At 46.2% G+C, this 12,343-nt stretch carries 13 protein-coding genes; 2 read left to right on the plus strand and 11 right to left on the minus strand.

The features are described from left to right. Positions 1-62 precede the first annotated feature (62 nt). Both E0496_RS30545 and E0496_RS30550 read right to left on the minus strand, forming a co-directional pair. Complete coding sequence (locus E0496_RS30545) at positions 63-1,550, minus strand: M56 family metallopeptidase (RefSeq protein WP_141505754.1); 1,488 nt, start codon at positions 1,548-1,550, stop codon at positions 63-65. A 3-nt stretch (positions 1,551-1,553) separates the two neighbouring features. Further along, positions 1,554-1,928, minus strand: coding sequence for a BlaI/MecI/CopY family transcriptional regulator (locus E0496_RS30550; protein ID WP_141505755.1), 375 nt, complete (start codon positions 1,926-1,928; stop codon positions 1,554-1,556). Positions 1,929-2,215: 287 nt separating this feature from the next. Between E0496_RS30550 and E0496_RS30555 the strand changes: the two genes are divergently transcribed. Then, positions 2,216-2,581 (plus strand): hypothetical protein, encoded by a 366-nt coding sequence (locus tag E0496_RS30555; protein WP_141505756.1) that lies wholly within the window; start codon positions 2,216-2,218, stop codon positions 2,579-2,581. Between the two features lie 42 nt (positions 2,582-2,623). Here E0496_RS30555 and E0496_RS30560 read toward each other — a convergent pair whose 3' ends face one another. After that, the gene (locus E0496_RS30560; RefSeq protein ID WP_141505757.1) at positions 2,624-3,487 is read right to left on the minus strand and encodes an SDR family oxidoreductase; all 864 of its coding nucleotides are present in this window, start codon (positions 3,485-3,487) and stop codon (positions 2,624-2,626) included. A 154-nt stretch (positions 3,488-3,641) separates the two neighbouring features. Between E0496_RS30560 and E0496_RS30565 the strand changes: the two genes are divergently transcribed. Then, complete coding sequence (locus E0496_RS30565) at positions 3,642-4,952, plus strand: amino acid permease (protein ID WP_141505758.1); 1,311 nt, start codon at positions 3,642-3,644, stop codon at positions 4,950-4,952. A gap of 11 nt (positions 4,953-4,963) precedes the next feature. On the opposite strand, the gene E0496_RS30570 is transcribed toward E0496_RS30565, so the two are convergent. From E0496_RS30570 to E0496_RS30605, 8 genes are all read right to left on the minus strand, one after another. Further along, on the minus strand, positions 4,964-5,737 hold the full coding sequence (locus E0496_RS30570) for a YqcI/YcgG family protein (protein WP_141505759.1): 774 nt from the start codon (positions 5,735-5,737) through the stop codon (positions 4,964-4,966). A 75-nt stretch (positions 5,738-5,812) separates the two neighbouring features. Next, entirely contained in the window at positions 5,813-6,439 is a 627-nt protein-coding gene (locus E0496_RS30575; RefSeq protein WP_141505760.1) for a LysE family translocator, read from the minus strand. Positions 6,440-6,511: 72 nt separating this feature from the next. Further along, positions 6,512-7,102 (minus strand): DUF1989 domain-containing protein, encoded by a 591-nt coding sequence (locus E0496_RS30580; protein WP_141505761.1) that lies wholly within the window; start codon positions 7,100-7,102, stop codon positions 6,512-6,514. Between the two features lie 67 nt (positions 7,103-7,169). Next, positions 7,170-8,168 carry an alpha/beta hydrolase gene (locus E0496_RS30585; protein WP_141505762.1) on the minus strand — a complete coding sequence of 333 codons (999 nt, stop codon included), beginning with the start codon at positions 8,166-8,168 and terminating at the stop codon, positions 7,170-7,172. Between the two features lie 202 nt (positions 8,169-8,370). After that, complete coding sequence (gene arsC, locus E0496_RS30590; protein ID WP_141505763.1) at positions 8,371-8,793, minus strand: arsenate reductase (thioredoxin); 423 nt, start codon at positions 8,791-8,793, stop codon at positions 8,371-8,373. A 27-nt stretch (positions 8,794-8,820) separates the two neighbouring features. Then, a complete protein-coding gene (locus tag E0496_RS30595; RefSeq protein WP_141505764.1) occupies positions 8,821-10,113 on the minus strand; it encodes an arsenic transporter in 1,293 nt (430 codons plus the stop codon). Between the two features lie 54 nt (positions 10,114-10,167). After that, a complete protein-coding gene (locus E0496_RS30600; RefSeq protein ID WP_141505765.1) occupies positions 10,168-10,485 on the minus strand; it encodes an ArsR/SmtB family transcription factor in 318 nt (105 codons plus the stop codon). Between the two features lie 231 nt (positions 10,486-10,716). After that, on the minus strand, positions 10,717-12,150 hold the full coding sequence (locus E0496_RS30605) for a stalk domain-containing protein (RefSeq protein ID WP_141505766.1): 1,434 nt from the start codon (positions 12,148-12,150) through the stop codon (positions 10,717-10,719). Positions 12,151-12,343: the final 193 nt, after the last annotated feature.

Below are 12,343 nucleotides of genomic sequence, written 5' to 3' on the forward strand. Positions count from 1 at the left end.
ATAGAAATGACGGAAGGGATGCTTAACCGCATAATCCTTCCGTCATTTTTATTTGGAAACTGTTATTTTTTAAATAAAGGGGCGGGGTCTACATATTTACCATTATGGATGGTTGAAAAATGAAGATGACTTCCAGTGGATTGTCCTGTGCTTCCCATAAAGCCAATCTGCTCACCAGAGCTTACAACTTGTCCTAGCTGGACATTGAGCTCTGACAAATGACGATACTCACTTTTCCATGAAGCGTTATGTTCAATGATAATCGTAAGACCAGTCAATGAATGATACTCAGCTTTGATGATCTTGCCACCTTCAGCTGCATGGACAGCGGTCCCTTCCAAATTGGCAATATCGATTCCATCATGCAAAACGGGATTCGAATTATTAGGGTAAGTCTGATCTCCAAAAGAAGTTGTCATATCGCCAGCTGCAGGCAGTTGGAATGAATATTCGTCAACAGATATATTGCCTCCGTTTGCCGCAAAGGCGGATGGCAAGGTTAGGATGGCTGTAGCGATTAGGACGAGAAGTCCAATTACAGTTAACCGTTTCTTTTTGGCTTGAAAGTTTTTGATCATGATAAGTCTCCTCGCGATCTGATTTTTATAACCGGAGAAAGAAGCGCTAACGAAAGACATTCTTTGCTTTTCTCCGATCTCGAGCATTTTCACAATGCAGGCTGCATAGGTGTCCTTAATTGGCGGCGCTGCTTGCAATACGCTATCGTCGCAAGCGAGTTCCTGCTGAACACGCATACGAGACAGGCCATACCAAACGATGGGATTAAACCAATGGAATGCAGCGAGAATAACGGCCAATAAGTTTACCTGTACATCCATCCGTTTAAAATGGGTAAGCTCATGCCGAAGTACGCATTCCCATTCTGCTTCACTCAACTGATCTTGCATATAATGTGGGACCAATACGACTGGCTTAAATAATCCGAATAACGCAGGAGTAGACGTTTGCTGCGACAATTGAATGCGAACCCGCGGACGGATGCCCATCTGTTTTTGCAATTGCTGTAACTGCTTATTTATGTGATCTGGTACAATCAAACCTGTTTCAGCTTTCAGTGCCCCTGATATTTTCAGATAGCCAATCAGGATGTAGATTAGAACAACCACAGCTCCGATCAACCATAGGCCTAATGCAGATTTTAGCCATAGCTGGGTGATAGCTTCACTGCTATTAGTGCTATGGGAGGCAGTTTGAATTAAGCCCTCCGAAACCAGTTGTGATGACAAGTGTACAGCATTTGTAGAAAAAATTTCGGAATCGATTAAATTTGCAGGTTCAGTGTGTCGCAATGAATCTAACCAGCCACCTTGTAAGGAGGGGAGAGCGGCCCAACGCAATGAGCGCTGCATCGGTTCTGGCAGCCATGCCAGTAAGAGCTTGGCAATGAATACGAGCCATATGGCATGCAAAGTCGCAGAGGAGAGCTTCGTCCGCAAGACCGTCGTCAACAGGAGGAGCACGCCTATTAGAAAAACGGTTTCAAATGAGGCAGCCAAGGTTCGCTCAAACAATCGCAGTAGGATTTCCATCGTTTATTTCTTCTGCTCCTGCAGAAGCGCCTTGAGTTCATTGATATCCTCGGACGAGAGCTTCTCCGTTTTCAAAAAATGAACCAGCATTGGCTTCAGAGATCCGCCATACATGCGTTTTAGAAAAGAATGGCTTTCGGCATGTACACATTCTGTCTCAGTAACAATCGGAAAATAGGTATATTCCCGGTTGTCTTTGTTGCATCCTAACGCTTCCTTTTGCACGAGTCGGCTAATTAACGTTTTTACTGTTTTTGGCTTCCATGTGTTGGTCTCATCAAGATGTTTAATGATTTCCGAAGCAGTTAATGGCGATGATTGCCATATGATTCTCATGACCTCCCATTCTGCTTCAGTAATATGGGGCAATGTCTTCATTTGGTACCTTCCTTTCGATTACACTTGTAGTCTACGAATTAAGATTACACTTGTAGTCAATAGTTGTCAATATTATCTATGAAAATAATTATAATAAAAAGCTAGAAATAAAAAACCTTATAGGATCATTCGGCTTTTGAAAGAGGTCATAATGCAGTCTCAATCAAGAAGCAGAGTCTATTATTCTATAAAACCCTCATCTGTCTATTACGAAAGCTAGAGTTGGTTCATATGTTGTAAGTATCTTCTAAGAGGAGGAATTACGCATATGGCAAAAGAAAAGAAAAATGCAAAAAACAGCTCTGCAGGTAACCGTACAGGAGGAAACCGCACGGGCGGCAACCGTACAGGAGGAAACCGCACAGGCGGCAACCGTACAGGAGGAAACCGCACAGGCGGCAACCGTACAGGAGGAAACCGTACTGGCGGCAATCGTACAGGAGGAAACCGTACTGGCGGCAATCGTACAGGAGGAAACCGTACTGGCGGCAATCGTACAGGAGGAAACCGTACTGGTGGCAATCGTACAGGAGGAAATCGTTCTGGAGGTCATTGTACAGGTGGCAACCGCAGCGGCAACCGTTCAGGTGGCCCAGGTCCACGCGCTGCTGCGGAAGGTACTACCGAATAATGCAGTGAGCTATCTGCGGTGAGCAAGCAGCTTGTTTCTCTTCTGAGGAATAAGCTGCTTTTTCTTATTCATGCTCCGTTCTCTTGCGCGTGAGCTTGGCTAAGTCATCCCACTGCTCTTCCGTCATCTCGGATAAGCCGTTGAACTGTCCGGCGCCTTGCAGCCATTCTCCTCCATCAATCGTTACCACTTCACCATTCATGTAGGCGGCATAGTCGGAGACCAAGAAAGCAGCGAGATTGGCCAGCTCTTCTTTGTCACCAACCCGCTTCAGTGGAACGCGGTCCAGCATCTTTTGTTCCAAATCTTGCGTAGGAGACAGCCGTGACCATGCTCCTTCAGTAGGAAAAGGTCCTGGCGCTATCGCGACCTGCCGGATGCCATAAGGTGCCCACTCTACAGCTAGGGATCTTGTTAGTGCGAGTACACCGGCTTTGGCTGCTGCAGAGGGGACCACATATCCTGATCCCGTTGAAGCGTAAGTTGTAACAATATTCAGCATCGTACCGGCTCTTCGCTGTTCAATCCAGCGTTTGCCGACCTCGAGGGTGGTATAAAAGGTGCCATGCAGCACGATGTTTAGAATCGTATCAACAGCTCTCGTTGATAAACGATGGGTTGGACTTATGAAATTTCCGGCAGCATTGTTCACGAGAACATCGATATGCCCAAAATGGTTCTCAACCGCATCGATCAGGTCAAAGACTTGAATGGTCTCCCGTACATCGCAGCTTTTATAATAAACCTCGCTTGCTTCTATGCTCATCTCTTTTGCTGCCTTTTCAAGAACAGGCTCGTTTCGGCTGGCAATAGCGACATAAGCCCCTACAGCTAAAAACTTCTCAGCCATCGCACGGCCTAGCCCTGTCGCTCCGCCAGTAATCAGGATGACTTTACCCTTCAATAAATCAGCAGAAAGTGGTCCCATTTTGCCAGCCTCCTCTTAAGCTTGAGCAATCCCATGATTCATCATATCGATATTCATCCCGAAGTATGTGCGAAAGGGAAGGAACAGTGCCGCAGATATGAGAATAAAATCCAGTCTGCTTAGGAACAGTAAACGTGATAGGGAGGCGAGTGGAATGGGAACAAAAGAGGACAAGCTGTCATGGTGGCAGTTTTCATTATTTGGCGTAGGCTGTACGATTGGTACCGGTTTTTTTCTGGGCTCAAGCATCGCAATCAAGAAAAGCGGAGGGCTGGTGCTCATTATTTTTTTGCTGGCGGCACTGGCTACTCTATTTGTCTATGAGGCACTAGCTCAAATGACAGCCAAACACCCAGAGAAAGGCTCCTTCCGAACGTATGCCAAAGAAGCTTTTGGCAGATGGGCGGGCTTTAGCATGGGGTGGGTCTATTGGTCTTCAGAGATGCTTATTTTGGGAAGCTCATTAACCGCAATCGGTTTATTTTCGCAATATTGGTTCCCGGGCGTGCCGCTGTGGATATTCGCTGCCGGTTACTCGGTGCTCGCTTTGCTTGTTGTTATTTTAGGGTCAAGTGGAATCAATAAGGCGGAGAATCTATTTGCGATCGTTAAAATAGCAGCCATTGTGATGTTTATAGTGGTTGCAGGGTTTGCTCTTATTAAAGGTTCAGAAGCGGCGAAATCCGTTACGGAGAGCGTCTCGGAATGGGGAGGAGCGGGCTGGATGGGGGCTTGGCGCGGATTGCTGTATGCCTTTTATGCCTTTAGCGGCATTGAAGTGATGGGGTTTATGGCGATGAACCTGAGCAAACCGAAGGAAGCGCCAAAAGCAGGGAGAGTCATGCTGATTGTGGTGACGCTATTATACATGCTTTCCATTGGATTAGCGCTTCTGTTCATTACAAAGGATCATTTGACGCTGGACAAAAGTCCGCTCATCCTTCCTTTGACCAGCCTAGGTTTGCCTATTCTCGTACATATTTTAAACGGCGTGCTGATCGTAGCAGGCTTCTCGATTTTGGTTGCCTCGCTTTACGGAGTTTCGACGATGCTCTCTGCTTTGTCCGATGATGGAGATGCGCCTGCATGGCTGGCCAAGAAGAAAGGAAAACGTCAGCTTCCACTCTATGCACTTGCTGTCAATACGGCAGGGCTGTGCATTTCTATTGTTTTGGCTCTAGTCATGCCCAAGAGCATCTTCGAGCATATTACGACGGCGGGCGGGCTGGTACTTCTGTATACGTGGCTCTTTGTTCTAATTACTTACCTGAAGCTGCTGAAGCCGAGAATTGGCGGGCAGATTAAATCTTGGGTCGCTATGGTACTGATTGCCGCGGCAGTTTCGGGTATTCTTGCCGAAAAATCAGGTCGAGCCGGCTTTTGGACCAGCTTGCTGATTGTGGTTATCGTGCTTCTGATTACTTGGATGATGAATCGCAAATGGGCGCAGAAGGGAATGACGTAATTGCTGATCCTTTATTTATGAAACTTGATGCCCAAGCTCTTGAACTTGTTCTTCATATAAGTAAATGGACATTTGGAGGGCACGCTCTCGTCATCCCGCAAAAAATACTGCTTCCACTCATGATTGTCTTCTTGCCCGTACCATTTGAGCGAAGGGTGGGCGGGAATGCCGTCATATTCAACCAGCTTTTGGCGGATCAGCTTCTTCATATTGCGTCCAAACGGAGTGGAGTCATTAATTTCTTCAAACACGAAGCGGGGCTGGAACGCAATGAGAAAATGAGGCGACATCCGGCTTTTCCGTGCTTCATGGGAGGGCGTGCTGCAAAAGGCGAAATAGGGCTGGCCATCAAAACAAAATTCCCAGGAGTGGTGGGAAGGGTCCGTGGAGATAGCTTCCGGCCAAGGCGTCTCGTCCTTTGCGCTTACCCGGCTGAGCACTGACCAGAACAGCTGCTCATAGTCAGCGACGCGAAAGTCGTTCAACATCTCCTCAGGCGTCTTGAAGAAAATAACGAGCGAAGCGTATTTTCCGGTGTCACGGGCACATCCGCCATATTCCTTAAGCAGCTGCGAAACCTCTGAAATGGCTTGCTCATCTCTCGGGTCGTTGGCAAAGCCAAAGCGCAAATTATTGGTCAGAAAGCCATGTCGGCCGGGGATGCAAGGATATTTGTTGTCGGCGTCTGCAATCATGCTGCCGAATTGACGAAAGGCATCCTGCTGCCAATTCGGTAAATCGTTGAGATGCTCATCAAGCCAGACTTTACTAGTGAGTTCAGCCATAAAACAAAAAAACCTCCTTCAGAAAGTACGACGAGGCATACTATGCGAAGGAGGGGCTATAGGTGAATGTCCAGCTTAATGGGTAAGCTGCAAGAACGCTTGATAACCAAAGTATAGGCCAAAGACAATCAACGATATGCCAGCCAGTACCGAAATGACTTGCAAGGTGGTTTGATTGCCGAACTTGTGGAAGGTGCTCGCAAGCGTAGCCATCACTACATCCCAGAGCAGGATGCCGGCGAAGATCCCGAAGCTGTGCCACAGCACTTGTGCAAAGCCATGCTGCTGCACGCTTTCTGCAAGGATAGAGCCGTAAATGCCTAGCCAAAACAAGATGTTTAATGGGTTTGTAAGCGCCATGAGAAAGCCCGAACGGAAGGAGCTCGATTTTGTAGCGGTTTCGATTCCGCGGGTCGCTACTGCCTTTTTCATATTTTTTAAGGTTTCGATTCCCGTATACAGCAGCACGAAGCAGCCGAACAGCCACAGAAATGTTTTCATGAACGGCGTATCCAAAAAGTGGGCCAGTCCAAAATAAATAAGGAGCATGTACAACAAATCGGCGCACATCGCCCCAAAACCGACCAGCCAGGCGTGGGTAAAGCCAAATCGTGCCCCTTTATCCAACTGCGCGGCGTTAATCGGACCGATCGGTGCTGACAGCGACAGGCCAAGAAACATATAAGCAAAAAAAGCATTCATTCACATCGCTCCTTGAATATAAATGGACTTGTACAAGTCATTATATTCAAGGAGTTCTGGAGCTAGAAGGAATTAGATAATCTCAGCCTCAATGTCTGTACATTTATAGCCGTTGCATACGCTCTCCTCGCAGGGACATGCAGAAATAGCGATAATCAGATCCATTTCGGCACGAAGCTCAATATAATCGCCAGGCTTCGAGTGCGGTCTTTCCACACTAATTTTTCCCGATGCTTGAATGACGGTATTCATGAAAAGGTTGAAGGGATAGTGCTGATCGGGAACGGGGATTTGGAAAGGCTGTAAGGCTTCATTGATGTTTTGGTAGCAGCTAGCATGATTTTTTTTGTTGTATAATACCTCATACATTTCGGGACGACAAGCGGAATTAATAAAATCATGCCGGCCAACCGTATCCCGGATAATCGTCAGCATGGGTCTGTACTTGTTGGAATACAGCACATCATTCGGTTGAATATTCATTGTATGCAGAGCATCCATCGTGACGCCGGGGTCCAGCCGTTCAGTAAAATCACCTGCTTGATAAGCGACAAAATCAGCCACCTGTTCACCTTCCACATCCGTAACTCGGACGACTTCTCCTTGTTTTAGCCGAAAGCCGACACCCTGCGTGGCTGGAATAAGCCATTTTTGCTTTAGCATTTACTTTGTGCCCTCCTGCTGATGAGTATGACTTACCTTCTAACAGTATGGCTCTGAATGGAATGGGCTATCCGGCTGCATATCGCCCAAGAAAGTCGATGACTTTCTTCTCATAGGCTGCTTTGTCGATCAAATAGGCCATCCCATGCCCGGCGCCTTCAACAATGAGCATTTCCTTGTCCGAACGGCAAGCTTCGTAAAGTCTCCATACCATTTCCGTTGGCACGAATAGATCATCTGAGCCGTGAATAAACAGCATGGGCAGTTTGTTTTTCTCGAGCTGCTTTAGGGCCGAGGCTTCATTAAAATGATAGCCTGCTTTCAGTTTGGTCAGTAAGCTGGTCGCAGGCAGGATTGGAAATGCGGGCAGCTTGTACATCCTCTTTAATTGATAGAGGAGCTGGTCATGAACGGAGGTGTAGCCGCAGTCTTCAACGACGGCTTTTACTTGCCTCGGCAGTTGTTCTCCGCTAATCATCATGACCGTAGCGCCGCCCATTGAAATGCCGTGCAATACAATTTGTGCGGAGTCGCCTACCACCTTGATCACTTGACCAATCCATTGCAGGTAATCCTTCCGGTCAGGCCAGCCGAAGCCAATGTAATCGCCTTCGCTGCTGCCGTGGCCGCGGTCGTCAGGCATCAGCACGTTATAGCCCAGTCGCTCATGATAAAATTTAGCAAAGCTCCCCATATCCTTGCCTTTGGACGTATAACCGTGAGCCAGAATGACGGTTTTATTCGTTGATGCCTTGGCTGGAAGGAAATAACTAACAAGAGCAAGCCCATCGTCAGAGGTTAAAGTCCAAGTATCATAGCTTTGGTCTTCTATCCATTCCACTCCAACGGCTTCCACAGGCGTTGGCTGCGCAACTTCCGTCAATGTAGCCGCTGCTTGTTCGTTTGCTTTTTTATTGTCGCTGATTTGTACCAAGTCTTCGTTATTGCTCAAAAACTCCTTGTTATTGCGTTTAATCGCAAGGTTGTAGAAATAATAGCTTGCAGCAACTAAAGCTCCGAGCAACAGAACGATCAAACTTCCTAACACGAGCATTGCTATTTTCATCACAGAAAACTCCTCTAAATTTCTTGGCTATCAATGAAACGTTTATTTAAAAATAGCAGTGTTGCAGCGAACATGCAATATCTATGGCGGCTCGGTACTTATGGCAAGAAAGGGCTAGCTTTGAAGAGCAAGGAAGAATAATCGTTAGGTTCAATTGAAAATAAATAAGCGAAGTGACCCACCAGAGGATCACTTCGCTTATTTATTTTATCGCGTTCACAAAGGCTTCGACACGTACTTTAATGGCATCTCGAACGCTTCGGAATTGCGCCAAAATTTTCTCTTCTGTGCCCGCTGCTTTGGAAGGATCATCAAAGCCCCAATGCCATATCACCACATTTGGATTGGATATGACTGGGCAGTGCTCATCGGCATGGCCGCAAAGGGTAATGACATAGGTGGCACGATTCAGTAGGTGTGGATCGATTACATTAGATTCATTTTCGCTAATATCAACGCCAGCTTCTTTCATGACTTGAACTGCTCTTGGATTCAGGCCGTGCGCTTCGAGCCCGGCGCTTTTTACTTCGAATTGCTCACTGCCCAAGGCGCTTAGAAATCCATCCGCCATTTGGCTACGGCAAGAGTTACCCGTACACAAAAAATATACCAGCTTTTTTTCCATTTTTGCATGGCTCCTTTAACATTCTTTTCAGTGGATGATGCTAAGCCAAAAGTAAAGGCCAATTAAGGTAATAAACAAAACGGGAAGGGTGAGAACGATACCAAGCTTAAAGTAATAGCCCCATGTAATTTTCACGCCTTTTTGAGAAAGGACATGCAGCCAAAGCAGCGTCGCGAGTGATCCAATGGGCGTCATTTTCGGGCCTAAATCAGAACCTATGACATTCGCATAAATCAGGGCCTCGCGCAATACGCCATTCGTATTCGTTCCTTGGATAGCCAAAGCGTCGATCATGACTGTAGGCATGTTGTTCATAAGGGAAGAGAGGATGGCAGCGATAAATCCCGTACCTAGCGTTGCTATGAATAAGCCTTGATTGGCGGTCCATTGAAAGACTTTGCCTAACTCATCCGTGAGCCCGACATTTCGCAGTCCATACACGACAACGTACATGCCGATGGAAAATACGACAACCGACCACGGTGCGCCTTTGATAACTGCTGCAGTATGAATGGCTGAGCTCTTGCGAGCCGCGATAATAAAGACCAGTGCCGCTACGCCAGCAACGATGGAGACAGGGATATGAACAAATTCGCTAGCTAGATAGGCTAACAATAGTATGGCTAATACGATCCAGGATAGCTTAAACATTCGCATATCTTTGATTACAGTGCGGGGTTCTTTAAGCTGATTCAGATCATAATGCTTAGGAATTTGTTTTTTGAAAACCAGAAAAAGGACAAGCAAGCTTGCTCCTACCGCGAAGAAATTCGGGATAATCATCCGACTGGCGTATTCAGCAAATCCAATACCGAAGAAGTCAGAGGAAACAATGTTGACGAGGTTGCTGACAATGAGTGGCAAGGAGGCCGTATCCGAAATAAAGCCGCTTGCCATAATGAATGGCAGGATCATACGATCATCGAACTTTAAAGCCCTGACCATGGCTAGAACAATCGGCGTAAGAATAAGCGCAGCCCCATCATTGGCAAAAAAAGCTGCAACAGCAGCGCCAAGCAATACAACCAAGGAGAACATAAGATATCCGTTGCCCTTTGCAAAACGTGCCATATGAAGTGCCGACCATTCAAAGAAGCCAATCTCATCCAGAATGAGCGAGATAAGAATGACGGCGACAAAAGCTAATGTCGCATTCCAGACAATGCCAGTGACATCCCACACATCATTAAAATCAACGACGCCAAAGATTAGGGCGAGTATAGCACCGCCAACTGCCGAATAACCAATATTCAAGCCTTTTGGCTGCCATATGACGAATAGTAAAGTGAGGATGAAAATAAGGGATGCGACAACTAACATAGGTCCTCCTAAATATCTTTGTTGATCATTTGATCTGAAAAATAAGCTTGTCCATTAATTACAGCAGTCAGGTTTCAGCTTCTCTAACTCTTCTTTCATGGAAGGAAGCAGATCCAAAATGGCTTGAAGATTAGCCGTATTCTCAAGGTTTAATGAATAATATATCCATTGGGCCCGTCTTGTTTCATTGACCAAGCCACCTGCTTTTAACTTTTTTAAATGCTGGCTTACGTTGGGCTGTGTCGTTTCAAGCACCGTTACAATATCACACACGCACAATTCCTTTTCTTTTAGCATTGCGAGTATGGTTAGTCGAGTCTTATCCGACAACAGTTTCAACGTATCGGCTAGAGTAGTAATCGGTTGTTTCATGCAATCACTCCTTCGCTGTTTATTATACTCATTCTATTATATAAGTAAACAATTATATAATCATTTACTTATATAAAAGGAATGAGGAGATATTGATAAATTCTCTATTGCTATTATTGTTCTTTGATTATTTGGAGATTAGATTAGTTTTCAGCGCAAAAAGAGAAGGTCGGTTGGACCTTCTCTGCTTGCTGTTCGTTTTATAATGAGGCTAGGTATTTCTAATCGAGCCTACGAGATAATCAGAATCGTATCATTTGCAGCATTCCATTTGACTCTTGCACCCAGTGCTTCTGTAATGAAGCGGAGCGGGACGACTGTCTTAGCTTGAATATAACGCGGTGCCTCCGATACTTGCCTAACGTTTCCGTTAATGGTGGTTAAAGTTTTGTTTATTTCAAGCGTAATGCTCGTTTTGCCCTTGCTAATCGAAATTTTGCCGGCATCGTAATTGACCTTGGCGCCCATTGCCTGAAATACGTCGCGGAGTGGAACAAAGGTCGTTCCGTTGATGATTACAGGGTCTGCGCTTAGCTTAATGAAGTTATCATTAAGCATGATAGAGTAGCTTTTGACAACGGCAGCAGGCTTGATTTCACTACCTGTTTTTGGCGGAGCAGAACCTTGACTAATTGACCAGTATTTTCCTGCGCCCCAGGACCACACCGTCCCATAGCTATCCAAGGCGAGACCGCTATTTGGCGCTCTTGCTTCGATGGCGACAATTCGACTGAGGCCCTTAATCTGAATGAGTGAACCATTTTCTTCATTGTTCCAAACGGTACCATTTTGCAGTAAAGCCAGATTGTAATTGGAATTGTATGGCGCAGCAGAAATGGCTTTGAATCCGCTCATTGGCTTGGTGGAAGAGGGCTCATAATAACCGACCGAGCCGTCTTTACGAAGCAGAAAAACGTTTCCCATATCATCATTGTACATTTCTGATATCAAACTAATATTTTTTGTGGCCCATGGCAGCGTGTCCTCACCCATTCGGCCATTATTCCAATTGCCCCAACGGTTAACGCTGCCGTCAGACCTGACAATCGATAAATTGTTTGGCGAAGCCGCAATGGCAGTAATGTCGGAACGTTTAATTAAGCCAGGCGAATAAGCATTCGCTTCATCGGTATTTTCATCATAAGTACGGCAGTAGCTTTCGTTGAAGGTGAAATCGGATCTTGTCATGGCAGAGAGGCAGACATTTCCCCATACCCAAGCCTTGCCATCCTTGGTCAGCGCAACATGAAATGAACCTCCGCTTGCGATAGCCACAACATCTTTAAGTCCCTTCACTTGTGCCGGCTCTCGGGATACGTTGGTTCTCAGCTTATCAATCATGCCGTTGCCGAGCTGCCCCCATTCATTGGTTCCCCAGGTCCAAACGGTGCCGTCTGCTTTTAAAGCAATATTGCCAATCTCTGCAGCGATGGCACCCGGTATTTTCGGTCCTCTTTGTGCCTGATCAATGCCATTCCAAGTCCAGACAGTTCCGTCCTTCTCAAGCGCCAGATGCGATTCAAGCATGGAATCGATATCAATAATCCCCGTCAGGGGTGTGCCCTTGAGGGTCACATCCTGCTTTGCGAACACCGTATTCACCTGGAAAGTGCATACCGCAAGCAGAAGCAGCGTCAGTCCCGTCCATTTCTTAAGTGGTCTCATCCAGAGGACTCCTTCATATGCAATTTAGATTATTAATAGTTAGACGCAGCGGGTAGCTAAAAAGTTATTTAGGTCATTAAAAATAGTTGGCGAATGCAGTCGGAAATAGATGGAAGCGGATAGGAAAAGATTGTTGCTGCTCAGAGCCAGAGGAATGAAGGTGATAGATGATCTAATCACGATGAAAATCTGC

This window comes from Paenibacillus luteus (assembly GCF_006542765.1).
GTDB lineage: Bacteria > Bacillota > Bacilli > Paenibacillales > Paenibacillaceae > Pristimantibacillus > Pristimantibacillus luteus.